Origin of the sequence: Luteimonas sp. 22616, from assembly GCF_052044325.1 — a bacterium.
Lineage (GTDB): Bacteria > Pseudomonadota > Gammaproteobacteria > Xanthomonadales > Xanthomonadaceae > Luteimonas.
Map to the genome: position 1 here is coordinate 335,140 of NZ_JBQEMW010000001.1, position 25,935 is coordinate 361,074.

21 protein-coding genes are annotated in these 25,935 nt (G+C 68.7%); 16 read left to right on the forward strand and 5 right to left on the reverse strand.

Annotated features, from left to right (window positions below):
- The first annotated feature begins 41 nt into the window (after positions 1-41).
- From prpF to ACTJIL_RS01565, 5 genes are all read left to right on the forward strand, one after another.
- Positions 42-1,238 (forward strand): 2-methylaconitate cis-trans isomerase PrpF, encoded by a 1,197-nt coding sequence (prpF, locus tag ACTJIL_RS01545; RefSeq protein WP_440753839.1) that lies wholly within the window; start codon positions 42-44, stop codon positions 1,236-1,238.
- Between the two features lie 158 nt (positions 1,239-1,396).
- Positions 1,397-2,848: a bifunctional 2-methylcitrate dehydratase/aconitate hydratase gene (locus tag ACTJIL_RS01550; protein WP_440753840.1), complete on the forward strand. Its 1,452-nt coding sequence runs from the start codon at positions 1,397-1,399 to the stop codon at positions 2,846-2,848.
- Positions 2,849-3,004: 156 nt separating this feature from the next.
- Complete coding sequence (locus ACTJIL_RS01555; RefSeq protein WP_440753841.1) at positions 3,005-4,120, forward strand: OmpA family protein; 1,116 nt, start codon at positions 3,005-3,007, stop codon at positions 4,118-4,120.
- Positions 4,121-4,323: 203 nt separating this feature from the next.
- Complete coding sequence (locus tag ACTJIL_RS01560) at positions 4,324-5,415, forward strand: OmpA family protein (protein ID WP_440753842.1); 1,092 nt, start codon at positions 4,324-4,326, stop codon at positions 5,413-5,415.
- Positions 5,416-5,582: 167 nt separating this feature from the next.
- On the forward strand, positions 5,583-6,143 hold the full coding sequence (locus ACTJIL_RS01565; RefSeq protein WP_440755812.1) for a hypothetical protein: 561 nt from the start codon (positions 5,583-5,585) through the stop codon (positions 6,141-6,143).
- 117 nt (positions 6,144-6,260) lie between these two features.
- Here the strand turns inward: ACTJIL_RS01565 and kbl are convergent, their stop codons facing one another.
- Positions 6,261-7,454 carry a glycine C-acetyltransferase gene (gene kbl / locus ACTJIL_RS01570; protein ID WP_440753843.1) on the reverse strand — a complete coding sequence of 398 codons (1,194 nt, stop codon included), beginning with the start codon at positions 7,452-7,454 and terminating at the stop codon, positions 6,261-6,263.
- A gap of 109 nt (positions 7,455-7,563) precedes the next feature.
- Positions 7,564-8,598, reverse strand: coding sequence for an L-threonine 3-dehydrogenase (tdh, locus tag ACTJIL_RS01575; RefSeq protein WP_440755813.1), 1,035 nt, complete (start codon positions 8,596-8,598; stop codon positions 7,564-7,566).
- 178 nt (positions 8,599-8,776) lie between these two features.
- Here tdh and ACTJIL_RS01580 point away from each other — a divergent pair, with 178 nt between their 5' ends.
- The 3 genes from ACTJIL_RS01580 (at position 8,777) to ACTJIL_RS01590 (ending at position 15,398) form a co-directional block, all read left to right on the forward strand.
- Positions 8,777-10,957, forward strand: a complete 2,181-nt coding sequence (locus ACTJIL_RS01580; protein ID WP_440753844.1) for a S46 family peptidase — start codon at positions 8,777-8,779, stop codon at positions 10,955-10,957.
- Between the two features lie 19 nt (positions 10,958-10,976).
- A complete protein-coding gene (locus ACTJIL_RS01585) occupies positions 10,977-13,130 on the forward strand; it encodes a S46 family peptidase (RefSeq protein WP_440753845.1) in 2,154 nt (717 codons plus the stop codon).
- 84 nt (positions 13,131-13,214) lie between these two features.
- Positions 13,215-15,398, forward strand: coding sequence for a S46 family peptidase (locus tag ACTJIL_RS01590; RefSeq protein ID WP_440753846.1), 2,184 nt, complete (start codon positions 13,215-13,217; stop codon positions 15,396-15,398).
- An 83-nt stretch (positions 15,399-15,481) separates the two neighbouring features.
- Here ACTJIL_RS01590 and ACTJIL_RS01595 read toward each other — a convergent pair whose 3' ends face one another.
- On the reverse strand, positions 15,482-15,700 hold the full coding sequence (locus ACTJIL_RS01595) for a DUF6289 family protein (protein ID WP_440753847.1): 219 nt from the start codon (positions 15,698-15,700) through the stop codon (positions 15,482-15,484).
- A 308-nt stretch (positions 15,701-16,008) separates the two neighbouring features.
- Here ACTJIL_RS01595 and ACTJIL_RS01600 point away from each other — a divergent pair, with 308 nt between their 5' ends.
- The 6 genes from ACTJIL_RS01600 to ACTJIL_RS01625 all read left to right on the forward strand — a co-directional run bounded on the left by ACTJIL_RS01600 (position 16,009) and on the right by ACTJIL_RS01625 (position 22,334).
- Positions 16,009-16,653 (forward strand): histidine phosphatase family protein, encoded by a 645-nt coding sequence (locus tag ACTJIL_RS01600; RefSeq protein ID WP_440753848.1) that lies wholly within the window; start codon positions 16,009-16,011, stop codon positions 16,651-16,653.
- Between the two features lie 231 nt (positions 16,654-16,884).
- On the forward strand, positions 16,885-18,177 hold the full coding sequence (folC, locus tag ACTJIL_RS01605) for a bifunctional tetrahydrofolate synthase/dihydrofolate synthase (protein ID WP_440753849.1): 1,293 nt from the start codon (positions 16,885-16,887) through the stop codon (positions 18,175-18,177).
- A 66-nt stretch (positions 18,178-18,243) separates the two neighbouring features.
- Entirely contained in the window at positions 18,244-19,245 is a 1,002-nt protein-coding gene (locus ACTJIL_RS01610) for an SPOR domain-containing protein (protein ID WP_440753850.1), read from the forward strand.
- 70 nt (positions 19,246-19,315) lie between these two features.
- A complete protein-coding gene (gene purF, locus ACTJIL_RS01615; RefSeq protein ID WP_440753851.1) occupies positions 19,316-20,788 on the forward strand; it encodes an amidophosphoribosyltransferase in 1,473 nt (490 codons plus the stop codon).
- Between the two features lie 202 nt (positions 20,789-20,990).
- The gene (locus ACTJIL_RS01620; RefSeq protein ID WP_440753852.1) at positions 20,991-21,797 is read left to right on the forward strand and encodes a ferritin-like domain-containing protein; all 807 of its coding nucleotides are present in this window, start codon (positions 20,991-20,993) and stop codon (positions 21,795-21,797) included.
- A 93-nt stretch (positions 21,798-21,890) separates the two neighbouring features.
- Entirely contained in the window at positions 21,891-22,334 is a 444-nt protein-coding gene (locus ACTJIL_RS01625) for a COG3650 family protein (protein WP_440753853.1), read from the forward strand.
- 34 nt (positions 22,335-22,368) lie between these two features.
- Here the strand turns inward: ACTJIL_RS01625 and lpxH are convergent, their stop codons facing one another.
- On the reverse strand, positions 22,369-23,109 hold the full coding sequence (gene lpxH, locus ACTJIL_RS01630; protein ID WP_440753854.1) for a UDP-2,3-diacylglucosamine diphosphatase: 741 nt from the start codon (positions 23,107-23,109) through the stop codon (positions 22,369-22,371).
- Positions 23,110-23,274: 165 nt separating this feature from the next.
- Here lpxH and gltX point away from each other — a divergent pair, with 165 nt between their 5' ends.
- Positions 23,275-24,684, forward strand: a complete 1,410-nt coding sequence (gene gltX / locus ACTJIL_RS01635) for a glutamate--tRNA ligase (RefSeq protein WP_440753855.1) — start codon at positions 23,275-23,277, stop codon at positions 24,682-24,684.
- Between the two features lie 98 nt (positions 24,685-24,782).
- Positions 24,783-25,283 (forward strand): transcriptional repressor, encoded by a 501-nt coding sequence (locus ACTJIL_RS01640; RefSeq protein WP_440753856.1) that lies wholly within the window; start codon positions 24,783-24,785, stop codon positions 25,281-25,283.
- 140 nt (positions 25,284-25,423) lie between these two features.
- On the opposite strand, the gene ACTJIL_RS01645 is transcribed toward ACTJIL_RS01640, so the two are convergent.
- Entirely contained in the window at positions 25,424-25,924 is a 501-nt protein-coding gene (locus ACTJIL_RS01645; RefSeq protein WP_440753857.1) for a DUF2938 domain-containing protein, read from the reverse strand.
- Between the last annotated feature and the right edge of the window lie 11 nt (positions 25,925-25,935).

Here is a 25,935-nt window from a genome sequence, read left to right on the forward strand (position 1 = left end):
GAATCATTCCGCGTCGCATCCCCAAGTCCCGGAGCCCGTCCATGCCGCATGTCCCCCAACTCCGCATCCCCGCAACCTACATGCGCGGCGGCACCAGCAAGGGCGTGTTCTTCCGCCTGCAGGACCTGCCGCAGGCGGCGCAGGTGCCGGGGCCCGCGCGCGATGCGCTGTTGATGCGCGTGATCGGCTCGCCCGATCCCTACGCCAAGCACACCGACGGCATGGGCGGGGCGACGTCGAGCACCAGCAAGTGCGTGATCCTCTCGAAAGCGTCGGTGCCCGACCACGACGTCGACTACCTCTACGGCCAGGTCGCCATCGACAAGGCCTTCGTCGACTGGAGCGGCAACTGCGGCAACCTGTCGTCCGCGGTCGGTCCGTTCGCCATCGCCAACGGCCTGGTCGATCCGGCGCGCGTGCCCCGCGACGGCACCGCGGTGGTGCGCATCTGGCAGGCCAACATCGGCAAGACGATCATCGCGCACGTGCCGGTCGCCAACGGCCAGGTGCAGGAGACCGGCGACTTCGAACTCGACGGCGTCACCTTCCCGGCCGCCGAGATCAGGCTGGAATTCATCGACCCCTCCGACGCGGACGAAGGCGATGGCGCGGCGGCGGGCATGTTCCCGACCGGTAACCTCGTCGACGAGCTGGACGTGCCCGGCGTGGGCAGGTTCACGGCGACGATGATCAATGCCGGCATCCCGACAATCTTCCTCGACGCCGCCGAGCTGGGTTACCGCGGTACCGAGCTGCAGGCCGCGATCAACGAGGACGCGGCCGCGCTGGCACGATTCGAGGCGATCCGCGCCGCCGGGGCGGTGCGCATGGGCCTGATCGCGCAGGTTGCGGATGCGGCCACGCGCCAGCACACGCCCAAGGTCGCCTTCGTCGCGCCGGCGCAGGACTACGTGTCCTCCAGCGGCAAGGCGATCGCCGCCGGCGAGATCGACCTGCACGTGCGCGCGCTGTCGATGGGCAGGCTGCACCACGCGATGATGGGTACGGCCGCCGTCGCCATCGGCACCGCGGCATCGATCCCCGGCACCCTGGTCAACCGGGCAGCCGGCGGCGGCGAGCGCGAGTCAGTGAGCTTCGGCCACCCGTCCGGCACGCTGCGGGTCGGCGCGCAGGCGCGGCAGGTCGACGGACGATGGACCGTCACCAAGGCGATCATGAGCCGCAGCGCGCGGGTGCTGATGGAGGGTGCGGTGCGGGTTCCCGCAGGGACGTTGTAAGGGGGAGGCGACCTGCCGCGCCGTCCAACGCGGCTGCGCAAACACTGGTGGGAGCTGCGGCCGCATGATCCTCGCCTGATTCGCCAGCCCGCGAGGCCACACGTGGCAACCACACCTGTCGTCGCACAATGACTGTGTCCTTTCTGCATGGGCCGATCATGACCAGTACCGACGTCCGTTCCGCCGCCCGCCCCGATCCCGACCAGCCGATGGTCGATATCGCCGATTACGTCATCGATGCGAAGATCGATTCGCAGGAGGCCTACGACACCGCGCGCTACATGCTGCTCGACTCGCTGGCCTGCGCGATGCTGGCGATGAAGTTCCCCGATTGCGTGAAGCACCTCGGCCCGCTGGTCCCTGGCGGCGAGATCCCCGGCGGCGCGCGCGTGCCGGGCACGGCGTTCGAGCTCGACCCGGCCCAGGCCGCGTTCAACATCGGCACCCAGGTGCGCTGGCTCGACTTCAACGACACCTGGCTGGCGGCCGAGTGGGGCCATCCGTCCGACAACCTCGGCACCATCCTCGCCGTCGCCGACTGGCTGTCGCGCAAGGCCGAGAAGGAAGGCGGCAAGGGCCTGACCGTACGCGACGTGCTGGGCTGGGCGATCAAGGCGCACGAGATCCAGGGCGTGTACGCGCTGCAGAACTCGTTCAACCGCGTCGGCCTCGACCACGTGATCCTGGTCCGCCTGGCCTCGACCGCGGTCGCCACCGCGATGTTCGGCGGCAGCAAGGAGGAGGTGATCAACGCGGTCTCGCATTCGTGGATCGACAACGGCGTGCTGCGCACCTACCGCCACGCGCCCAACACCGGGCCGCGCAAGAGCTGGGCCGCGGGCGACGCCTGCCGCCGCGCGGTGATCCATGCGATCAATGCCGTCGACAAGAAGGTGGTCGGCTACCCGAGCGCGCTGTCGGTCAAGACCTGGGGGTTCTACGACATCGCCTTCGGCGGCAAGGAGTTCCAGTTCGAGCGCCCGTTCGGCAGCTACGTGATGGAGAACGTCCTGTTCAAGATCAGCTACCCGGCCGAGTTCCACGCCCAGACGGCGGTGGAGTGCGCGATGCAGCTGCACGGCCAGGTCAAGGACCGCATCGATGACATCGAGAAGATCGTCATCGAGACCCAGGAAGCCGGCGTGCGCATCATCGACAAGACCGGCCCGCTGGCCAACTACGCCGACCGCGACCATTGCCTCCAGTACATGGTCGCCGTGCCGCTGATCTTCGGCCGCCTGACCGCCGGCGACTACAACGACGACATCGCCGCCGACCCGCGCATCGATGCCCTGCGCGAAAAGATGACGGTGTCCGAGAACCCGCAGTTCACCAAGGATTACTTCGACGCCGACAAGCGCTACATCGGCAACTCGGTGCAAGTGTTCTTCAAGGACGGCAGTTCGACGGACAAGGTGTCGATCGATTATCCGATCGGCCACCGCAAGCGCCGCGCCGAGGGCATCCCGGTGCTGATGGACAAGTGCGAAAGCGCGCTGCGGGCGCATCTCGCGCAGGACAGGGTGGATCGCCTGATGGCGCTTGCCGCGGATCCCGCGGCGCTCGACGCGCTCCCTGTTTCCGAATTCATTCAGCTTTACCAACAATAATGACCCGTTCAGCGGACCTGTTACGCAGGCGTTAACAGCGCCTTCACGGCAATCGCCCTAGGGTTGCGCCGGGCGTTCCCTGCGGCCGTCTGAACGACAACAAAGACAAATCGAAACAAGTAAAGCCTTCCCCTGAATCAAAGGAGCTGAACCCGAATGAACAAGAAACTGCTTTGTGCCGCACTGCTCGCCGGTATCGGCTTCGTGCAGGCCGCCAATGCGCAGGAGTTCGACGATCGCTGGTACCTCACCGGCAGCGTCGGCTACAACTTCCAGGACAATGACCGCCAGACCAAGGATGCCCCCTTCGGCACCATCGGCGTGGGCAAGTTCCTGACCCCGAACTGGTCGATCGACGGTGAGCTGAACTACCAGAACCCGAATAACGACGCGAACGACGACCTGAACTGGAGCCAGTACGGCATCTCGTTCGACGCGCGCTACCACTTCATCGCCGAAGGCCGCAGCTGGAATCCCTACCTGCTGGCCGGCCTGGGCTACCAGCGCGCCGAGGAAGAGGTCGACAACTTCCCGAACCCGAATTCGCCGCTGCAGCGCGAGGACGGCCATGTTGCCGGCAAGCTCGGCGTCGGCGTGCAGAGCACCCTGGCGCGCCGCGTCGGCGTCCGCGCCGAACTGGCGTACCGGATCGATGCGGACAACGACAGCTATGGCGCGCTGGCCAGCGATCCGAACCACGACGACGGTGAAGACTGGTTCGGCGACATCCTCGCGTCGGTTGGCGTGGTGATCCCGCTGGGTCCGGAGCCGACCGCCCCGGTCGCCCCGGCACCTGCCGCTCCGAGCTGCGCCGACATGGACAGCGACGGCGACGGCGTGAACGATTGCGACGACAAGTGCCCGGATTCGCAGGCTGGCCAGACCATCGGTCCGGACGGCTGCCCGGTGCCGGTGTCGATCGACCTGAAGGGCGTGAACTTCGACTTCGACAAGTCGACCCTGCGTCCGGACGCGGTGGCGATCCTGAACGAGGCGATCGAGATCCTGAAGCGTTACCCGGACCTGCGCGTCGAAGTGGCTGGCCACACCGACTCGAAGGGTACCGACGCGTACAACCAGGCCCTGTCGGAGCGTCGCGCGAGCGCCGTGTATGACTACCTGACCAGCAACGGCATCGATGCCGGTCGCCTGGTGGGCCCGGTAGGTTACGGCGAGAGCCGCCCGATCGCGCCGAACACCAACGACGACGGTTCGGACAACCCGGAAGGCCGTGCGCGCAACCGCCGCACCGAGCTCAACGTCCAGAACTGAGTTCGAGGTTCCAAGTGGTCCCCGAAGCCCGGCTCACGCCGGGCTTCGTTTTCCTGGCTTTCCCGGCCTTCGAGTATGGTTAAGATTGTGCTAATACGGTATTATCGCGCCGCTCACGTGGCTCTGAGGGGATGGCCGCACGGAGTTCAAGTACCGCTGACCTCATTAGTTCCGTCCAAAAGTTTCCAATCAAGGAGTCTGCAATGAAGATCCGCCTGTTAAGTGTTGCCCTTCTCGCGGGCCTTGCCTTCGCGCAGGCCGCCGATGCACAGGAATTCGACGATCGCTGGTACCTGACCGGCAGCGTCGGCTACAACTTCCAGGACAGCGACCGTGGTACCGACAGCGTGCCGTTCGGCACCATCGGCCTGGGCAAGTTCATCAGCCCCAACTGGTCGATCGACGGCGAGCTGAACTACCAGAATCCGAATCTCGAAGCCAACGACGACCTGAACTGGAGCCAGTACGGTATCTCGATGGACCTGCGTCGCCACTTCATCGCCGAAGGCCGCAGCTGGAACCCGTACCTGCTGATGGGCCTGGGCTACCAGCGCTCGGAAGAAGAGTTCGATGCGTTCCCGAGCCCGAACTCCCCCGGCCAGGTCGAGGACGGCAACTTCGCCGCCAAGGTCGGCGCCGGCGTGCAGAGCACCCTGGCCCGTCGCGTCGGCGTCCGCGCCGAACTGGCCTACCGTGCCGACTTCAACGACGCCAGCTTCGCCGCTCCGCAGGAAGACTGGTTCGGCGACATCCTCGCGTCGGTTGGCGTGGTGATCCCGCTGGGTCCGGAGCCGACCGCCCCGGTCGCCCCGGCACCTGCCGCTCCGAGCTGCGCCGACATGGACAGCGACGGCGACGGCGTGAACGATTGCGACGACAAGTGCCCGGATTCGCAGGCTGGCCAGACCATCGGTCCGGACGGCTGCCCGGTGCCGGTGTCGATCGACCTGAAGGGCGTGAACTTCGACTTCGACAAGTCGACCCTGCGTCCGGACGCGGTGGCGATCCTGAACGAGGCGATCGAGATCCTGAAGCGTTACCCGGACCTGCGCGTCGAAGTGGCTGGCCACACCGACTCGAAGGGTACCGACGCGTACAACCAGGCCCTGTCGGAGCGTCGCGCGAGCGCCGTGTATGACTACCTGACCAGCAACGGCATCGACGCCGGTCGCCTGGTGGGCCCGGTGGGTTACGGCGAGAGCCGCCCGATCGCGCCGAACACCAACGACGACGGTTCGGACAATCCGGAAGGCCGTGCGCGCAACCGCCGCACCGAGCTCAACGTCCAGAACTGAGTTCGAGGTTCCAAGTAGTCCCCGAAGCCCGGCTCACGCCGGGCTTCGTTTTTTCCGCCGGGGCATTCCCGCTGATGTTCACGTTTCACATGAACAAACGCGCGCAAGGCTTGTCCGATCCGCGCGCCGCACCTACACTCGCGGGCATCGAAAAGAGGGTGCTGGACATGCGCAAGACGGTCGTTTCCCTGCTGTGCCTGATGCTCGTGCCGGGGTTCGCGCACGCGGCGGTGCAGTGTCCGTCCACGAGTGTGCCGCAGGCCACACCGTTGCGCGCGACCGTAATCGCGCCCGTGTCCAGCGAACTCGCCGCCTCCGCGTACCAGCTGGGAACGCAGGTCAGCGTGCTGAGCCAGGCCTACGACGAATCCCAGTCCGCCGACCAGGTGCTGCTGCGCCTGCGGATCGAAGGCTGCCAGAACGTCGCCAAGGCGATGCCCGCGCCGAGCGCGATCAAGGCCGACGACCCGGCCGCCTACAAGCCGAAGACCGAATTCGACAACACGCCCTGGCGCTTCGACATGAGCCAGAACGGCAAGCGCATGACGGCCGACGAGTTCAGTGCGTGGATGCAGTCCCGCGGCGTGCGGGTCGCCAAGGGTGCGACCCCGGCGGCGGCTGCGACACCACCGGCCGCGACACCCGCCGCCGATGGCACCGTGCCTGCGGCGGATGTGCCGGCCGCGACGGAACCGGCCGCCGAAGCCGAAAAGCCCACCACGCCGTAATCGCCGGGCGGGTCTTGGGGGAGCGGCTGAGCCGCAAACTCCTGGTCCCGGTGCCGGGTTGGCTGGAAAAAGCCCGCGGCTGGAGCCGGTCCTGCAAGAGCACAGGGTTGCGGCGGCTCAGGCCTTGATCACGCTCAACTCGTGGCCGATGCGGGTGAACGCATCAATCGCGCGGTCCAGGTGCTCGCGCGTGTGCGCGGCGCTGATCTGGGTGCGGATCCGTGCCTGGCCCTGGGGCACGACAGGGAAGAAGAAACCGATCGCGTAGATGCCTTCCTCGAGCAACCGCTGCGCGAACTTCTGCGCCAGCGGCGCGTCGTACAGCATCACCGGGCTGATCGGATGCACGCCCGGCTTCAGGTCGAAGCCGGCCGCGGTCATCTTCTCGCGGAAGTACGCGGTGTTCTTCGCCAGTTGTTCGCGCAGGTCGCCCGCGGCGTCGAGCATCTCGAAGGCCTTGATGCCCGCGGCGACCACGTGCGGCGGCAGCGAATTGGAGAACAGGTAGGGGCGCGAACGCTGGCGCAGCAGTTCGATCACTTCCTTCTTCGCCGTGGTGAAGCCGCCCAGCGCGCCGCCCATCGCCTTGCCGAGGGTGCCGGTGATGATGTCGATGCGGTCCAGCACGCCCTTCACTTCGGCCGAACCGCGCCCGGTCTTGCCGAGGAAGCCGGTGGCGTGGCATTCGTCGATGTGCACCAGCGCGCCGTACTTCGCGGCCAGCGCGGTGATCTCGTCGAGCGGGGCGATGAAGCCGTCCATCGAGAACACGCCGTCGGTGGAGATCAGCTTGGTCCGGGCACCCGCGGCATCGGCGGCCTGCAGCTGCTTCTCCAGGTCGGCCATGTCGCAGTTGGCGTAGCGGAAGCGCTTGGCCTTGCACAGGCGCACGCCGTCGATGATCGAGGCGTGGTTGAGCGCGTCGGAGATGATCGCGTCCTCCTCGCCCAGCAGCGGTTCGTAGAGGCCGCCGTTGGCATCGAAACAGGCGGCGTAGAGGATCGTGTCGCCCTTGCCGAAGAAGTCGGAGATGGTTTTCTCCAGCTGCTTGTGCAGGTCCTGGGTGCCGCAGATGAAGCGCACCGAGGCCATGCCGAAGCCGTGCGTGTCGAGCGCCTGCTTGGCGACCGCGATGATGTCCGGGTGGTCGGCCAGGCCCAGATAGTTGTTGGCGCAGAAGTTCAGCACCGTGCGGCCATCTTCCAGCGTGATCTCGGCCGACTGCGGGCTGGTGATGATGCGCTCGGCCTTGAACAGGCCGGCGTCGCGGATCTCGTCGAGGGTGTCGGCGTAGCGTTGGGTCAGGGACATGGCGGTTCCATAACATTGATCTTGCAGGAGCGGTTTCGGCCGTGAGCCTTTGACGCCGCCGTATAAAAGCTCGCGGCTGAAGCCGCTCCCACGGGAAGCGGCGGGGCGCTCAATTCCAGCTCAGCACGACCTTGCCGGACTTGCCCGATTCCATCAGGTCGAAGCCCTTCTGGAATTCGTCCACCGGCAACTGGTGGCTGAGCACCTTGCCCAGCGGGAAGCCGGACAGCACCAGTTGCGTCATCTTGTACCAGGTCTCGTACATGCGCCGGCCGTAGATGCCCTGCAGGGTCAGGCCCTTGAAGATCACCCGGTCCCAGTCGATGCCGGCGCCCTTGGGCTGCAGGCCGAGCAGGGCGACCTTGCCGCCGTTGTACATGCAGTCGAGCATGTCGTTGAGCGCGCGCGGGTTGCCGCTCATCTCCAGGCCCACGTCGAAGCCTTCCATGTGCAGGTCGGCCATCACGTCCTTGACCGACTGGTTGGTGACGTTGACCACGCGCGTGGCGCCCATGTCGGCGGCCAGCTTGAGCCGGTAGTCGTTGACGTCGGTCACGACCACGTTGCGCGCGCCGATGTGCTTGCAGATGCCGGCGGCCATCACCCCGATCGGGCCTGCGCCGGTGATCAGCACGTCCTCGCCGACCACGTCGAACTCCAGCGCGCAGTGCGCGGCGTTGCCGTAGGGGTCGAAGAACGCGGCCAGTTCCGACGGGATCTGGTCCGGGATCGGCCACAGGTTGCTGGCCGGCATCACGATGTATTCGGCGAACGCGCCGTCGCGGTTGACGCCGATGCCAACGGTGTTCGGGCACAGGTGTTGCTTGCCGGCGCGGCAGTTGCGGCAGTGACCACAGACGATGTGGCCCTCGGCCGAGACCCGCTGGCCGATTGCGTAGCCGTTCACGCCGGGGCCGATCTCGACGATGCGGCCGACGAATTCGTGGCCGATCACCAGTCCGGGCTTGATCGTGCGCTGGCTCCACTCGTCCCACAGGTAGATGTGCAGGTCGGTGCCGCAGATCGCGGTCTTCTCGAGCTTGATCAGGACCTCGTTCGGGCCCGCCTGCGGAACCGGAACCTCCTCCATCCAGATGCCCTTGGCGGCTTCGCGCTTGACCAGCGCCTTCATGGTCGAGGGGATCTGCAGGGGCTGGCTGGCGATGGGCGACATGGAATGGCCTGGGGTCCGGACGGATATGCGATTGTACCGCCCGGCCCCGATGCCGGCCCCGCCATGACCGCCGGCATTTGCCTCCCCGGCCCCGCTGTGTCTATGGTCCGGGGTTTGCCTTGCAACCGTCTTTTTTCGAGGAGTGAAAGTGTCCCTGCGCATCCTGCCTGCGGCCCTGGCCGTCGCCCTGTTGTCCACCGCCGCCAGTGCCGATGAAGGCATGTGGGAACCCAAACAGATGCCCGAGCTGGCCGCCCAGCTCAAGGCGCGCGGGCTCGAGATGCCGCCGGCGGACCTCTCCAACCTCGCCGCCAAGCCGCTCGACGCGGTGATCAGCCTCGGCGGCTGCACCGCCAGCTTCGTCTCGCCCAAGGGCCTGGTGGTGACCAACCACCACTGCGGCTACGGTGCGATCCAGTACAACTCCACGCCCGAGCGCGACCTGCTGGCGGACGGCTTCGTGGCCAAGGATTTCGCCGACGAACTGCCGGCCGATCCCAACGCCCGCATCTACGTCACCCAGGACATCCGCGACGTCACCGACCAGGTCACCGGCGACCTGGCGGCCGACATGGAGGGCAAGGCCCGCTTCGACGCCATCGACGCGCGCCGCAAGGCGCTGGTCGCCGAATGCGAAAAGCCCGGCGGCCTGCGCTGCAACGTCTACAACTTCAACGGCGGCCTGCAGTTCTCGCTGATCCGGCAGCTGGAAATCCGCGACGTGCGGCTGGTGTACGCGCCGCCGGAGTCGATCGGCAAGTTCGGCGGCGACGAGGACAACTTCGAATGGCCGCGCCACACCGGCGACTGGAGCTTCCTGCGCGCCTATGTGGGCAAGGACGGCAAACCGGCCGCTTACTCGAAGGACAACGTGCCGTACCAGCCCAAGAGCTGGCTGACCGTGGCCCAGGACGACCTGAAGGCCGGCGACTACGTGATGGTCACCGGCTACCCGGGCTCGACCAACCGTTACCGCCTGGCGGACGAAGTCAACGACGCGATCAGCTGGGAGTACCCGATGCTGGTCGATTACCTGAAGGACTACCTCGCCACCATCGACCGCACCACGCAGGGCGACAAGGCCGCGGCGCTGAAATATGCGTCGACCATCGCCGGGCTCAACAATGCGATGAAGCTGTTCCAGGGCCAGCTCGACGGCTTCGCGAAGATGGACAACCCGGTGGGTGCGAAGCGCGCGCGCGAGGATGAGCTCAAGGCGTGGCTGGCCGGCCGCGGCGACGCCGGCAAGACCCAGACCGCGGCGATCGCCGCACTGGAGCAGGAACTGGCGGCGCAGCGCGCCACCCGCGAACGCGACCAGTGGTTCAACGGCGCGGTCGGCGGCGGGCTGGCGGGCGTGGCGGTGCAGCTGTACCGCAACGCGATCGAGCAGGCCAAGCCGGATGCGGAGCGCGAGAGCGGTTACCAGGACCGCGACGCGCCGCGCATGGAAGGCCGCCTGAAGTCGATGGACAAGCGCTACGACGCCAAGGTCGACAAGGCGATCATGGCGCTGCGCCTGCAGCGCTACGCCAGCCGCGTGCCGGCCGACCAGCGCGTGCCCGAGCTGGACGCATGGCTGGGCATCGGCGCCAACGACAAGACCATCCCGGGCCTCGATGCGAAGCTCGACGCGCTCTACGCCGGCTCAAAGCTTGGCGACGAAGCTGCTCGCCTGCAGTGGTGGAAGGCCGACAAGGCCGCGATCGACGCGTCCGGCGACGCCGCGCTGCAGTTCGCGGCGAAGGTGATGCCGGCGATCCTGCGCCTTGAAGACGAAGGCGAGGCCCGCAGCGGCCGCATCCAGGCGCTGCGCCCGCAGTACATGCAGGCGATGATCGACTTCAACGCCTCGCAGGGCCGCCCGGTCTACCCGGACGCCAACAGCTCGTTGCGCATCACCTTCGGCACCGTGCGCGGCTACTCGCCGCGCGACGGCGTGGAAATGAAGCCGTTCACCACCCTGGCCGGCATCGTCGCCAAGACCACCGGCAAGGAACCCTTCATCTCGCCGCAGTCCGAGCTCGACGCCATCGCGCAGGGCAAGGGCGCGCAGTATCGGGTCGCCGAACTCGGCGACGTGCCGGTCAACTTCCTCAGCGACGTCGATACCACCGGCGGCAACTCCGGCTCGCCGACACTCAACGCGCGCGGCGAGCTGGTCGGCCTGCTGTTCGACGGCAACTACGAAAGCCTGAGCGCGGACTGGATCTTCAACCCCGCGCTGACCCGCTCGATCCACGTCGACGCGCGCTACATGCGCTGGACGATGGACGAGGTGGACCACGCCGAACGCCTGCTCGAAGAGATGGGGCTGCCGCATGACTGATTGCAAGGGAGCATTGACCATGGCACTGCGCAGCGCATTGCTGGTATCCGTCGCCGGGCTGTCGCTCGGCGCCCACGCCGACGAGGGCATGTGGATGCCCTCGCAGCTGCCGCAGATCTCCGCGCAGCTGGAAGCCGCCGGCTTCAAGGGCGATCCAAAGGACCTCGCCGACCTGACGAAACCGCCGATGAGCGCGGTGGTCTCGCTCGGCGGCTGCACCGCGAGCTTCGTTTCCCCGCAGGGCCTGGTGGTCACCAACCACCACTGCGCCTACGGCGCGATCCAGCTCAACTCGACGCCGGAGAACAACCTGATCGCCAACGGCTTCAACGCCGCGACGCGCGCGCAGGAAGTGTCCGCCGGGCCGGCGGCGCGGGTGCTGGTGACCGAATCGTTCGACCGCATCACCGACCGCATCCTCGCTGGCGCGCGCGGCAAGACCGGTCGCGCCTACTACGACGCCGTCGATGCGGCGAGCAAGGCGGTGGTGGCCGAATGCGAGCAGGAGGCCGGCTACCGCTGCAGCGTCGCCAACATGTACTACGGCACCGATTTCTACCTGGTCAAGCAGCTGGAGCTGAAGGACATCCGCCTGGTCTACGCGCCGCCGGAGGCGATCGGCAGCTACGGCGACGAGATCGACAATTTCATGTGGCCGCGCCACAGCGGCGACTTCGCGTTCTATCGCGCCTACGTCGGCAAGGACGGTAAGCCGGCGCCGTTCGCGGCCGACAACGTGCCGTACCAGCCGAAGGCCTTCCTGGAAGTGTCGACCGATCCGGTCGCCGAAGGCGATTTCGCGATGCTTGCCGGCTATCCCGGCCGCACCTTCCGCCATCGCAGCGCCGCCGAATTCGCCGATCAGGTTCAATCGCAGCTGCCGGCGCGCATCGACCTGTACGGTTCGCTGATCGACACCATCGAAGCCGCCGCCGCCGGCAATGCCGATGCCGGCGTGCGCTATGCCTCGCAGCTGGCGAGCCTTAAGAACGGGCTCAAGCGGGCGCAGGGCGAACTCGACGGCCTGCGCCGCAGCGATGCCGTCGACGTGAAGGCGAAGGACGAGGCGGCGATGCTGGCCTGGCTTGCACCGCAGCCCGATGCCGCCGCCACGCGTACCGACATCGACGCCGCGCAGGCGGTGATCGCGCAGTCGCACGCCACCCGCGAGCGCGACATCCTGTTCGCGACGATGCAGTCGCAGACCCAACTGCTCAAGTCCGCGCTGCAGCTGCAGCGGCTGGCGGTCGAGCGCGGCAAGCCGGACCCGGAGCGCGAGCGCGGCTACCAGCAGCGCGACGAGGCGCTGATCGAAGCCTCGTTGAAGCAGGCCCAGCGCCGCTACGTCCCGGCGGTGGAGAAGGCCGTGCTGGCCGAACTGCTGGCGCGCTACCACAAGCTGCCGGCCGACCAGCGCATCGCCGAGGTCGACGCCGTGTTCGGCAGCGACGCCGCGCAGGCGAAGGCGGCGCTCGACAAGCTGTATGCCGGCACGAAGCTCGGCGACGAAGCCGAGCGTCTGCGCCTGCTCGCCGCGCCGCCGGCCGAGGTTTCCGCCTCGACCGACCCACTGCTGCAGGCCGCCGCGGAACTGCTGCCGGCGCAGCTGCGCATCGAGGGCACCGACAAGGCGCAGGAAGGCGAACTGCTGCGCCTGCGTCCGGCCTACATGCGCGCACTGATCGGCTACCGCGAGTCGCAGGGGCAAGCGGTGTACCCCGACGCCAACTCCACCTTGCGCGTGAGCTACGGCAAGGTGAGCCCGCTCGACCCGCGCGACGGTGTCCACTACACGCCGCTGACCACGGTGCAGGGCATCGTCGAGAAGCACACCGGCGTGGTGCCGTTCGACGCACCGAAGCCGCTGCGCGATGCGATCGCGAAGGGCGATTTCGGCAGCACCGTCGATCCGGCGCTGAAGACGCAGACGGTCGACTTCATGACCAACCTCGATACGACCGGCGGCAATTCCGGCTCGCCGGTGATGGACGCGCGCGGCCGCCTGATCGGCCTGAACTTCGACAGCAACTGGGAAGCAGTCAGCGCCAGCTGGATGTACGACCCGCGCTACAAGCGCGCGATCCACGTCGACGTGCGCTACCTGCGCTGGCTGCTGGCCAAGGTCTATCCGGCGCCGCAGCTGCTGGAGGAAATGCGCCTGCCAGCCGAGTAGGGCAGGCGGCGCACCCGCGACCGTTCACACCGATCCGCACGACACGATTTGCACCACACGATCTGCAAGCAGGAAAAAGAAGACATGCGAATGACGATTCTGGCCGCGACCATCGCGGCAGTGGCAACGCTGGCGATCGCCGCACCGGGCACGGCCCGGGCAGGCGAGGGCATGTGGGTCCCGCAGCAGTTGCCGGAGATCTCGAAGACCCTGAAGAAGGCCGGCCTCAAGCTCGATCCGGGCGACCTCGCCGACCTCACCGGCGACCCGATGGGCGCGGTGGTCTCGCTCGGCGGCTGCACCGCGAGCTTCGTTTCCCCGCAGGGCCTGGTGGTCACCAACCACCACTGCGCCTACGGTGCGATCCAGCTCAATTCCACGCCGGACCGCAACCTGATGACCGACGGCTTCAATGCCGCGCAGCGCGGCGACGAGCTGACTGCCGGACCGAACGCCCGCATCTACGCGCTCGAATCGATCGAGGACGTCACCGGCAAGGTCAAGGCCGCGATCACGGCAGCGCCCGACGCGCTGGCGCGGGCCAACGCGCTGGACGACATCGAGAAGCAGCTGGTCGCCGGCTGCGAGGCCGGCGGCGGCTATCGCTGCCGCCTGTACAGCTTCGCCGGCGGCAACACCTACCGGCTGTTCAAGAACCTGGAAATCCGCGACGTGCGCCTGGTCTATGCGCCGCCGGGCAGCGTCGGCGCGTTCGGCGGCGACATCGACAACTGGATGTGGCCGCGCCATACCGGCGACTTCTCGTTCTACCGCGCCTACGTCGGCAAGGACGGCAAGCCGGCCGCATACGCCGAAGACAACGTGCCCTACCAGCCGAAGCACTGGCTGAAGTTCGCCGACAAGCCGCTGGGCGCGGGCGATTTCGTCATGGTCGCCGGCTACCCCGGCGTCACCAGCCGGTACGCGCTGGCCGACGAGTTCGACAACGCCGCAGGCTGGAGCTACCCCGCGATTGCCACCCACTACCGGCAGCTCGCGGCGCTGGTCGACGCGGCCGGCATCAAGGACCCGGACATCGCGGTGAAGTACGCCAGCACCGTACGCGGCTGGGAAAACACGATGAAGAACTACGCCGGTCAGGTGGAGGGCTTCGAGCGCATCGGCGCCGCCGCGCGCAAGCGCAGCGAGGAGGCCGCGGTGCTCGACTGGCTGCGCGCGCAGGGCGACCAGGGCAAGCCGGCGCTTGAGGCGCACGACAAGCTGGTGGCGCTGGCCGCCGACGCCCGCGCCACGCGCGAGCGGGACCTCGTCGTCTCCCGCTTCGACAACACCGGCGTGGTCGATGTCGCGCTGACCCTGTATCGCCGCGCGATCGAACGCGAAAAGCCCGATGCCGAGCGCGAAGCGGGCTACCAGGATCGCGACGACGCCAGCACCGAGGGCGCGATGCGACAGATGGAGCGCCGCTACGTGCCGGAGATGGACCAACAGCTGCAGCGCTACTGGCTGCAGCAGTACGTCGCGCTGCCCGAGGCGCAGCACGACGAGGCGATCGACAAGTGGCTCGGCGGCAGCGACGAGAAGCACGTCAAGCGCGCCATCGACAAGCTGGCGAAGACCAAGCTCGGCGACACCGACGAGCGCCTGCGCTGGTTCGCCGCCTCGCGCAAGGAGTTCGAGTCGAGCAAGGATCCGGCGATCCAGTACGCGGTGGCGGTGATGCCGTCGCTGCTGGAGCGCGAGGCCCAGCGCAAGGCGCGTGCCGGTGATGCGCTGCTGGCCCGCCCGGTGTACCTGGAGGCGGTCGCCGACTACCGCAAGAGCAAGGGCGAGGCGGTGTATCCCGATGCCAACAGCTCGCTGCGCATCACCTTCGGCCATGTGCAGCCGTACACCAAGCTCAACGGTGCGAAGCAGCTGCCGTTCACCACCCTGGAGCAGGTGGCGGCGAAGACCACCGGCAAGGAGCCCTTCGACGCGCCGCAGTCGCTGGTGGATGCGGTCAAGGCCAAGCGCTACGGCGGGCTGGCCGACAAGCGCCTGGGCACCGTGCCGGTGAACTTCCTGTCCGACCTCGACATCACCGGCGGCAATTCGGGTTCGCCGGTGCTGGACGCGCGCGGGCGGCTGGTGGGCCTGGCGTTCGACATGAACTGGGAAGCGGTGGTGTCGAACTGGGTATTCGACCCGGAGATGACGCGGATGATCGCGGTCGACGGCCGCTACGTGCGCTGGATCATGCAGGAGGTCTACCCGGCGCCGCAGGTGCTGGAGGAACTCGGCCTGGCACCGCGCGCGAAGCGCTGATCGCGCCCGCCGTTGGCGGGATGAAACGAAGAAACGGCGGCCCTCGGGTCGCCGTTTCCTTTTTGCGCGTTACGAGGTGCCGGTCAGGGGAGGTTGCACATCAGGCGGCCGTTGGTCACCGGGTGGCTGGTGCGCGTGCCGCTGTAGCTGAAGACGCCGTCGCAGCTGACCTGGAACGTACCGACGACATTGCCGCTGTCGTCGAGGTAGACCCCCATGTCGCCGTTGTTGGGCCTGGCGATGGCGATTCCGGCGGCGAGGGCGACGGCAAGACCGAGGGTGATGGCAAGTTTGGTGCGCATGCGGAAGTTTCCCGTGATTGGAGGAAAAGGCTGGACGGCGTGCGCGACGGACCGCGCCACGACTGCCTCCAGGCCACCGGCATCGTGGCCGGCCCGTCAACCTGGAAGACGGAAGGTTAGCGGGCGGTCAAATTTGCGCGTCGCCGCATCGCACCATGCACGGTTTGCGCAATCGGTCACGCGAAGATGTGCGCCGATTGCACGTTCGCGCCGGCGGGCTGCGCCAGCGTTTCTCTCCCCTGCACCTGGCCAGCACGAGCCACGGGTCTGCTACGCTGCCGCCGCCCCGTGCGGAGTCGTCGAACCCCATGAAGATCCTGCTCGCCCGCCACGGCGAAACGCAGTGGAATGCCGAAGGCCGCTACCAGGGCCAGGAAGACATCGCGCTGTCGCCGGTCGGCGAGGCGCAGGCGCGCGCGCTGGGCGAACGCCTGCGCGACGTTCGCATCGATCGCGCGGTCGCGTCGCCGCTGTCGCGCGCGCGTCGCACTGCCGAACTCGCCCTCGGCCCGGCACGCGCCGGCATGCTGTCCACCGATCCCGGGCTGATGGAAATTGCCCACGGCACCTGGGAGGGCCTGCTCGCCGCCGAGATCCGCGAACGCGATCCCGATCGCCTGCTGGCCTGGCGCGACAGCCCGCATGAAGTGCTGATGCCCGACGGCGAATCGCTGCAGCACGTGTTCGACCGCGCCTGGCCGGCACTGGCGCACGCCTGCGACGGCCTCGGCGCGGACGACACCGTGCTGGTGGTCGCCCACGACGCCGTCAACCGCGTCCTGCTGTGCCACGTGCTCGGCATCCCGCTGGCGCGCCTGTGGACCTTCCGCCAGGCACCGACCACGCTGAACCTGCTCGAGGGCCGCGACGTCGACCACCTCGACGTGGTGCGGCTCAACGACTGCTCGCACCACACGCCGTTCTTCGGGGAGGCGGTGCACCGGGCGTTGTAGGAAGGGCGGCAGGGAAACGCGGATGTTCGCTCTTGCCGTCGTTCCCGCGAAGGCGGGAACCCAGCGACTTGCCTGCTTGGCACTGATCTCGCGCGTCAAGGTCACTGGTTTCCCGCCTTCGCGGGAATGACGATCAAGGCGCTACGCTATTCCCGTTTCCCGTTTCCCGTTTCCCGTTTCCCGACTCCCGACTCCCGACTCCCGTCCCCCGTCCCCCGTCCCCCGGCCACCATGCTCCCCATCACCCTCGCCGACTGGCTCGCCTACATCGAGCGCCAGCACCCCCGGTCCATCGACATGGGCCTGGAGCGCGTGCGCGAAGTCGCCGGACGCATGCGACTCGGGCGCCCCGGGCGGCACGTCATCACCGTCGGTGGCACCAACGGCAAGGGCTCGACGGTCGCCTTCATCGAAGCGATCGCCCGCGCGGCGGGCTGGAAGGTCGGCGCCTACACCTCGCCGCACCTGCTGGCCTACAACGAGCGCGTGCGCATCGATGGCCGCGATGCCGACGATGCCGCGCTGGTGGCCGCGTTCGCCGCGGTCGAGGCGGCGCGCACCGGGGCGGGCGAGGGCGGCGAGGTCGCGCTGACCTACTTCGAATACGGCACGCTCGCCGCGCTGTGGCTGTTCGAACGCAGCGACCTCGACCTGGCCGTGCTCGAGGTCGGCCTCGGCGGGCGGCTGGACGCGGTCAACGTGGTCGATGCGGACGTGGCGGTGATCACCACCGTCGACCTCGACCACCAGGACTGGCTCGGCGACGACCGCGAGCGCATCGGCTTCGAGAAGGCCGGCATCGCGCGGGCCTGGAAGCCGCTGGTGCTGGGCGAGGACGACCCGCCGTCGAGCGTGCTCGGCCATGCCTACGCCATCGGCGCGTCGACCTGGCGCGTCGGCAACGATTTCTTCTTCGAACGGATCGACGACGCCCGCTGGCGCTGGCGCGAGGTCGGTTGCGAGCTGGAGCTGCCGCTGCCCGCGCTCGCCGCGCCGGTGCAGTTGCGCAATGCCGCGGCCGCGATCGCCGCGCTGCGCGCGCTGGACGCCACGATCCCCGACACCGCGTGGGCCGAAGGCGTGGCCGCGGCGCGCCTGCCCGGGCGCCTGCAGCAGTTCCCGCGCGATGGCCTCGATGTCGTGGTCGACGTCGGCCACAACCCGCAGGCCGCGCGCGAGCTGGCCGCCTGGCTGGACGCTGCGCCGTCTGCCGGCCGCTGCCTGGCTATCTACGCCGCGCTGGGCGACAAGGACGTGACCGGCGTGGTGGGCGCACTCGATGGCCGGGTCGACGCCTGGTTCCTCGCTGGGCTCGAATCGGCCGGTCCGCGAGGCACGTCGGTGGATGTGCTGGCCGGGCGCCTGGCCGGCACCGCGGCAGGGCGGGGCGACCGCCATCCGGACGTGGACAGCGCGCTGTCGGCGGCGCTCGCACGCGCGCGCCCCGGCGATCGCATCCTGGTGTTCGGCTCGTTCCACACCGCGGCCGCGGCGCTGCAGTCGCTGGCGTCCCGGGATTCATGAGCGCGGGGGCGGCCCGCGTATAATTTGCCGGCCCCCGCCTGTCGCGGCTGCGATGGAACCCGGACTGTGGACTCTCAACTCAAGCAGCGCCTGATCGGCGCCGCCGTGCTGGTCGCGCTCGCGGTGATCTTCCTGCCGATGCTGGTCAAGGGGCCGGCGCCGGACAGCGGCGTCTCGGACGTGCCGCTGAAGGTGCCGGAGGCGCCGCAGGGCGACTACGAAACCCGCGACCTGCCGCTGGTCACGCCCGACGAGGCGCCGGCGGACGGCGTGGTCGGGATGCAGTCGCGCGATGCCGGGGACGGCGACTCGCTGCCGACCGTGGACACCACCACCGCGCCTTCAGGCCGTGATGCGCCGCCCGCCGGTGCGCCGGCCGAAGCGGGCGCGATGCTGCCGCCGACTGCGGCCGGCGGCGATTACGCGGTGGACTTCGCCGCCTACGACAGCAGCGTCAACGCCGACACCGTGGTCGCGCGCCTGCGTGGCGCGCAGTTGCCGGCCTATCGCGAGGCGACCCAGGTCGGCGCCCGCCAGGCTTGGCGGGTCCGGATCGGGCCGTACGCCACCCGCGCCAACGCCGAGATCGCGCGCGTTGAAGCCGCCCGCGTCGGCAAGCACGGCGGCGCCCGCGTGATCGCGCTGGATGCCGCCGAGCCGGCCGAAACATCCGTGTCGAAGCCGGCTCCCGCGCCCGCACCGGCACCGGAGGTCGCCACCAAACCGCTGCCGCCGAGCACCGTGGCCACCAAGCCGGCCACCAAACCGGTCGAGAAGCCGGCCGAAGCGCCGAAACCGGCAGCCAAGCCGCCCGCGGCGCCGGCCGCCACCGGCGTCGGGTTCGCGGTGCAGATCGGTGCGTTCGGCAACGCCGCACAGGCCACGGCCAAGCGCGACCAGCTGCGCGCAGCCGGCTTCAGCGCCTTCACCGAAACGGTCAAGACCGACAAGGGCACGCTGACCCGGGTGCTCGCCGGGCCGGTGGTGAGCCGCGCCGACGCCGATCGGCTCAAGGGCCAGGTCAAGGCCAAGCTCGGCATCGACGGCATGGTGCGTTCGCACCCCTGACCCCATATCGACACCCGCAGCCATCGCCCCGGCGGTGGCCGCACCTTCCTCCAGCAACGGCAGAACCCCCATGTGCGGCATCGTCGGCATCGTCGGAACCACTGAAGTCGCAGCCGCGCTCTACGACGGCCTGACCGTGCTCCAGCATCGCGGCCAGGACGCGGCGGGCATCGCCACCGTCAGCGGCACCCAGTTGCGCGTGCACAAGGGCAATGGCCTGGTGCGCGACGTGTTCGACGCCCGCGCGATGGCGCTGCTCGAAGGCCGCGTGGGCATCGGCCACTGCCGCTATCCCACCGCCGGCAGCGAGGGCTCGGACGAGGCGCAGCCGTTCTACGTCAACTCGCCCTACGGCATCGCGCTTGCCCACAACGGCAACCTGATCAACACCGACGCGCTGCGCCGCGAGGTGTTCGAGCAGGACCGCCGCAACATCAACACCGAGTCGGACTCGGAAGTGCTGCTCAACGTGTTCGCGCACGAGCTCGACCGCCAGAACGCGCTTGGCCCGGAGGCTGCGTTCCGCGCCATCGACGGCGTCAACCGCCGCGCGCGCGGCGGCTATGCGGTGGTGGCGACCGTGCTCGGCCTTGGCCTGGTGGCGTTCCGTGACCCGCACGGCATCCGTCCGCTGGTGCTGGGCAAGCGTGAAGCCGAAGGTGGCACCGAGTACGCGGTGGCGTCCGAGTCGGTCGCGCTCGACATCCTCGGCTTCGAGCGCGTGCGCGACGTCGCCCCCGGCGAGGGCGTGGTCATCACCGCGCGCGGCGAGCTGCACGTGCGCCAGTGCGCGGAACCCAAGGCGCACGCACCGTGCATCTTCGAATACGTGTACTTCGCCCGCCCGGACTCGATGATCGAGAACATCTCGGTGCACAAGGCGCGCATGCGCATGGGCGTGACGCTGGGCGAGAAGATCCTGCGCCAGCGCCCCGACCACGACATCGACGTGGTGATCCCGATCCCCGACACCTCGCGCGACTCCGCGCTCGAGATCGCCAACACGCTCAACGTGAAGTACCGCGAGGGCTTCATCAAGAACCGCTACGTCGGTCGCACCTTCATCATGCCGGGGCAGGGCGAGCGCGCGAAGTCGGTGAAGCGCAAGCTCAACCCGATCCCGCTGGAATTCCGCAACCGCGTCGTGCTGCTGGTCGACGACTCGATCGTGCGCGGCACCACCTCGAAGCAGATCGTGCAGATGGCGCGCGACGCCGGCGCGCGCAAGGTGTATCTCGCCTCGGCTGCGCCGCCGGTGCGCCATCCGAACATCTACGGCATCGACATGCCGTCGGTCGAGGAGCTGGTTGCCAACGGCCGCAGCGAGAAGGAGATCGAGCAACTGCTCGGCTGCGACTGGCTGGTCTACCAGGACCTGGCAGACCTCGAGGCGGCCGTTGCCGGGCCGAAGTGCCCGGACCTCCGGTTCGACAGCTCGTGCTTCAACGGCGAATACGTGACCGGGATCGAGCCGGGTTATTTCGAGCGCATCCAGCAGTTGCGTTCCGACGAAGCGAAGCGCCGACGCCGCCTGGCGTCGTGAAGCCATCGCCTGCTTTTCCAGGAGCGGCTTCAGCCGCGAGCCTTTGCGATTGCCCCTCCCCCTGCGAAGGCAGGGGGAGATTGGGAGGGGGTGCCCACGGTTCGTGGCGAATACCGAGGGCACCCCTCCCCAGCCCTCCCCTGCCTCCGCAGGGGAGGGGGCAAGAGCTCGCGGCTGAAGCCGCTCCTGCGAGGGCCATCTCGTGACCGGCTCATTGTTCGCAGCCGCCCGCGCCTGCCTCGACGCCGCATCGCCCGACGACAAGGTCGCGGCCACTTCTGCCGCGGCCGAAGCCTTCGCCCGCGGCGAACTGGCCATCGACGACAACGCGCCGCCGCCCGAATCCATCGCCATGCCCGGCCGCCCGCCGTGCCCGCGGCTGGTGCATCCGCGCGAGCTGCCGCGGCGCGGCTTCGGCACGCCGGAAGGCCGCGCGGCCTTCATCCACTCGATCGCGCACATCGAGTTCAACGCCATCGACCTGGGCTGGGACGCGGTCTATCGCTTCCGCGGCCTGCCCGCTGCGTACTACGCCGACTGGGTGTCGGTCGCGAATGACGAAGCACGGCACTTCACGATGCTGCGCGAGCGCCTGCGTGCGACCGGCCACGACTACGGCGACTTCGACGCCCACAACGGCCTGTGGGAGATGGCCGAGAAGACCGCGCACGACGGCCTCGCCCGGATGGCGCTGGTGCCGCGCGTGCTGGAAGCGCGCGGGCTCGACGTCACGCCCGGCATGATCGTGAAGCTGCGATCGCTGGGCGACGAGGACACCGCCGCCATCCTCGAAATCATCCTGCGCGAGGAAGTGGCCCACGTCGCCGCGGGTTCGCGCTGGTTCCGCTGGTTTTGCGAACGTGTCGGGGTGGCGCCGGAACCGAAGTTCCGCGAACTGCTCGCGCAGTACGCACGCGCGGTGCTGCACGGCCCGTTCAACTTCGAGGCACGCGCCGCCGCGGGTTTCGGCGAGGACGAACTGGCCGCGCTGCGGCAGCTGTCCGGCTGAAAGCTGAACCGGTGACGGCTGCGCCCGCATTCATCACCCGGGCTTGCAGGGCGAGCCGTTAGCGTGCGCGCAGACCTCCGAGGGAACGTCCACATGACCTTGCATACCCGCCTGCCGTCGATCCTCCTGCTGGCCTGCCTGGCCGCGTGCACCGCGCCCGACGGCGGCAGCGATCCTGCCACAGCGCCGGATGCGGGCCATGCGGCGGATCCAGCGCCGTCGGCCGTGGCCGGCGACGCGATTGCCGGCGACCGCTTCCGCGCGCGCGGGAACGAGCCGTTCTGGGCGATCGACGTCGAGGGCGACGTCCTGCACTTCGTGACCCCCGAGATGCCGGAAGGGCGGACGCTGCAGGGCACGCGCATCGCGCACGCGAAGGGCGTGGCGTTCTCCGGTGAGGACGAGGGGCGGCCGTTCAACCTCGACATCACCCGCACCGCGTGCAGCGATTCGATGTCCGGCGACGCGTTCGAGTTCACCGCGACATGGGATTACGCCGGCCAGCGCATGCACGGTTGCGCGCGCGCGGGCCACTGAGTCCCGCCGCGCCTGCAGGAGCGCGTCGCCAGCGCTACGGGCCGGGCAGCGTCGACAGATCGAACCCCTGCGACGACACCCGCAGCACCGATCCCTGCTCGTACCAGTCGCCCAGCACGATCCGTTGCCGCGGTCTGCCGCCGACGTCGAGGTCGTGGACCGCGGGCCGGTGCGTGTGGCCATGGATGATCGTGTCCACGCCGTATTCGGCGAATGCAGCCTCCACCGCCACCGGCGACACGTCGGTGATCGTTTCCATCGTCCCGGCCTCGCGCAATTCGCCCTGTCGCGCCTGGCTGGCCGCGCGCGCCTGCTGCGCGAATGCCAGCCGCGCCGCCAGGGGCTGCGAGAGGAATTGCGCCTGCCAGGCCGGGTCGCGCGTCTGCGTGCGGAATTGCTGGTAGGCGACGTCATCGGTGCACAACGTATCGCCGTGCATCAGCAGCACCGACCGGCCATGCAGGTCGATGCGCATGGGGTCGGCGAGCAGGGCCATGCCCGCGCGCCGCGCGTAATCCCCGCCGAGCAGGAAGTCGCGGTTGCCGTGCATGAAGGACACCGGCACGCCGCTGTCGGCCAGCGCCTTGAGTTTCTCCGCAACGAAGGCGCCGGTCTCGGACGGATCGTCGTCGCCCACCCAGGCTTCGAACAGGTCGCCGAGGATGTACAGCGCGTCCGCACCCCGGGCCTCGCCGTCGACGAACTCGCCGAACAGGCGCGTGATCTCCGGCCGGGCGGGATCGAGGTGCAGATCGGAAATGAAGAGGGTCGTCATGCGCGCATTGTAGGTCGGGGCTACGCCCCCGACGCCCGGCAATGGTCATGGCACCGGCGCATTCCCGCGAGGCGCTCGCCGGCGGCCTCACTGGAGGCGCGGGCGTCGGGGATGTCGCTCCGGCCTACGGTAAAATCCCGCGATTCCTGCTTTTTCGAGCCCCACATGACCTGCCGCACCCGCTTCGCTCCAAGCCCCACCGGCTACCTGCACATCGGTGGCGCGCGCACCGCGCTGTACTGCTGGCTGGAGGCGCGTCGCCGCGGCGGCCAGTTCATCCTGCGGATCGAGGACACCGACCGCGAGCGCAGCACCCAGGCCGCGATCGACGCGATCCTGGAAGCGATGGACTGGCTCGGCCTGGATTACGACGAAGGCCCGATCTACCAGACGCAGCGCGTGGATCGCTACCGCGAGGTGGCCGAGCAACTGGTCGCGTCCGGCCACGCCTACTACGCCTACGAGTCGAAGGAAGAACTCGATGCGATGCGCGAGGCGGCGATGGCGAAGGGCGAAAAGCCGCGCTACAACGGTGCCTATCGCGAGCAGGGCGCATCGCATCGTGACGATCCCAATCGCGTGATCCGCCTGAAGAACCCGCTCGACGGCGTCGTGGCCTGGGACGACAAGGTCAAGGGCCGCATCGAGATCGCCAACGCCGAACTCGACGACCTCGTCATCTTCCGCCCGGACGGCTACCCAACGTACAACTTCGCCGTGGTCGTCGACGATCTCGACATGAAGATCACCGACGTGGTCCGCGGCGACGACCACGTCAACAACACGCCGCGCCAGATCAACATCTACAAGGCGCTCGGCGCCGAGGTGCCCGCGTTCGCGCACCTGCCGATGATCCTCGACGAGCAGGGCGCCAAGCTGTCCAAGCGCACCGGCGCGGCGGACGTGATGCAGTACCGCGATGCCGGCTACCTGCCACACGCGCTGCTCAATTACCTGGTGCGGCTGGGCTGGTCGCACGGCGACCAGGAGATTTTCTCGATCACCAAGATGCAGTCGCTGTTCGACCTGCGCGACGTCAACGCCAAGGCCTCGCGGCTCGATCCGGCCAAGCTCGGCTGGCTCAACCAGCAGTACCTGAAGAGCGACGATCCCGCGGCCGTCGCGAAGCACCTGGAGTGGCACCTGCAACAGGTCGGCTGCGACCTCGCCGCCGGTCCCGCGCCGGCCGACGTGGTGGTCGCGCTGCGCGACCGCGTGCAGACGCTCAAGGACATGGCCGAGCGCGCGGTGGTCTGGTACCGGCCGCTGGAACATTACGACGAAAAGGCAGTGGCCAAGCATCTCAAGCCCGAGGCCGCCGCGCCGCTGCGCGACATGCGCGAGCGTCTGGATGCGCTGCAGGCATGGGCGGTCGAAGGCATCGACGCCGCCTTCCATGCGACGGTGGAAGCATCCGGCCTGGGCATGGGCAAGGTCGCCCAGCCGCTGCGCGTGGCGATCACTGGCACCCAGGTCAGCCCGGACATCGCCCAGACCATCTATCTGGCGGGCCGCGACCAGGCACTCGCGCGCATCGATGCGGCGATCGCGAAGATTCCAGCGGACGCCAGCTAGCCTGGCTTTGGCTCTCGCAGGAGCGGCTGAAGCCGCTCCTGCAAGATGCGCCTCCGCGCGGGCTTGAGTCCTGCAGCCGGCGGCACCATCATCCTTGCATGGCCAAGCACGCCTGCACCGATCCCAAGCACCATGTCCACGACGCCCATGGCTTCGTCGCGGCGGTCGAACGTGCCTGCCACGAACGCGGCCTGCGCCTGACGCCGATCCGCGCGCGCGTGCTCGGGCTGGTCGCCGACGCCGGCCAGCCGATCAAGGCCTACGACCTGCTGGAGCTGATCCGTGCAGGCAACAGCGCCGATGGCGAAGGCGCCGGCGCCGCCGCGCCGCCGACGGTGTATCGCGCGCTCGATTTCCTGCTCGCCAACGGTTTCATCCACAAGCTCGAATCGGTCAACGCCTTCGTTGCCTGCCACCACCCGAGCACGGCGCAGCACTCGGTGCCGTTCCTGATCTGCGACCGCTGCCATTCGGCGGTCGAACTCGAGGACCTCGACGTGGTCGCGCAGCTCGAGCAACGGGCGAAGTCGCTCGGTTTCCAGCCGCAGGCGCAGACCCTGGAAGTACACGGCCTCTGCGCGCGCTGCGCGGCGGGCTGAGCTTCCGGCAGGGCAGGCGCGCGGACCAGCGCGCCATGCGGGCCAGCGGGTGCCGCGGAGATCCCGGTGGCCTCGGGAGAGATGAGTCCACCAGGACCGCCGCGGCGTGACTGCTCGAACGGACCCGGCATGTCCGGGATTCAGGGCAGGATCGTCGCTGCCATGATCGCCGCCAGGTACAGGCCGACACCGAACACCGCGTGCGTGGCGAGGCTGCGCACCCGCGCCTGCGCGGGATTCGGCGTCTTCGATCCCGCGATGCCGGCGCCGAGCGCCGGCTGCATCACGAAGTAGGGAAACAGCACCGTCAGCAGGCCGATGCCCAGGCAGGGCAGCAAGGTCGGTTGCCGCGCCCAGGCGGGGCCGTTCGCAATCAGCAATGCGGACGCAAACGCGATTCCGGTGGCGTAGTGGAAACACCAGCCGAGCAACCGCTCGCCACGTACCGGCGCCGCCGCCGCGATATTGGCGTGCGTGAAGCGGCCACGCGGGAAATGCCCGAGCCAGCGGCCCGCCAGCGACCAGTCGAGCGACCGGATGCCGAACGCGCGCCGCAGAACCGCGGCCCATGCATCGACCACCAGCGTGGCACCGACGCCGATCATGAGCGCGCGCACGGCGAAGTCGGTGGCCGCTTCCATCAGGGCGACTC

What these genes read in the sequence shown, in the direction of transcription:
- prpF (WP_440753839.1), top strand. Translation starts at nt 42, where the DNA reads ATGCCGCATGTCCCCCAACTCCGCATCCCCGCAACCTACATGCGCGGC.
- ACTJIL_RS01550 (WP_440753840.1), top strand. Translation starts at nt 1,397, where the DNA reads ATGACCAGTACCGACGTCCGTTCCGCCGCCCGCCCCGATCCCGACCAG.
- ACTJIL_RS01555 (WP_440753841.1), top strand. Translation starts at nt 3,005, where the DNA reads ATGAACAAGAAACTGCTTTGTGCCGCACTGCTCGCCGGTATCGGCTTC.
- ACTJIL_RS01560 (WP_440753842.1), top strand. Translation starts at nt 4,324, where the DNA reads ATGAAGATCCGCCTGTTAAGTGTTGCCCTTCTCGCGGGCCTTGCCTTC.
- ACTJIL_RS01565 (WP_440755812.1), top strand. Translation starts at nt 5,583, where the DNA reads ATGCGCAAGACGGTCGTTTCCCTGCTGTGCCTGATGCTCGTGCCGGGG.
- kbl (WP_440753843.1), bottom strand. Translation starts at nt 7,454, where the DNA reads ATGTCCCTGACCCAACGCTACGCCGACACCCTCGACGAGATCCGCGAC.
- ACTJIL_RS01585 (WP_440753845.1), top strand. Translation starts at nt 10,977, where the DNA reads ATGGCACTGCGCAGCGCATTGCTGGTATCCGTCGCCGGGCTGTCGCTC.
- ACTJIL_RS01590 (WP_440753846.1), top strand. Translation starts at nt 13,215, where the DNA reads ATGCGAATGACGATTCTGGCCGCGACCATCGCGGCAGTGGCAACGCTG.
- ACTJIL_RS01595 (WP_440753847.1), bottom strand. Translation starts at nt 15,700, where the DNA reads ATGCGCACCAAACTTGCCATCACCCTCGGTCTTGCCGTCGCCCTCGCC.
- ACTJIL_RS01600 (WP_440753848.1), top strand. Translation starts at nt 16,009, where the DNA reads ATGAAGATCCTGCTCGCCCGCCACGGCGAAACGCAGTGGAATGCCGAA.
- folC (WP_440753849.1), top strand. Translation starts at nt 16,885, where the DNA reads ATGCTCCCCATCACCCTCGCCGACTGGCTCGCCTACATCGAGCGCCAG.
- purF (WP_440753851.1), top strand. Translation starts at nt 19,316, where the DNA reads ATGTGCGGCATCGTCGGCATCGTCGGAACCACTGAAGTCGCAGCCGCG.
- ACTJIL_RS01625 (WP_440753853.1), top strand. Translation starts at nt 21,891, where the DNA reads ATGACCTTGCATACCCGCCTGCCGTCGATCCTCCTGCTGGCCTGCCTG.
- lpxH (WP_440753854.1), bottom strand. Translation starts at nt 23,109, where the DNA reads ATGACGACCCTCTTCATTTCCGATCTGCACCTCGATCCCGCCCGGCCG.
- gltX (WP_440753855.1), top strand. Translation starts at nt 23,275, where the DNA reads ATGACCTGCCGCACCCGCTTCGCTCCAAGCCCCACCGGCTACCTGCAC.
- ACTJIL_RS01640 (WP_440753856.1), top strand. Translation starts at nt 24,783, where the DNA reads ATGGCCAAGCACGCCTGCACCGATCCCAAGCACCATGTCCACGACGCC.
- ACTJIL_RS01645 (WP_440753857.1), bottom strand. Translation starts at nt 25,924, where the DNA reads ATGGAAGCGGCCACCGACTTCGCCGTGCGCGCGCTCATGATCGGCGTC.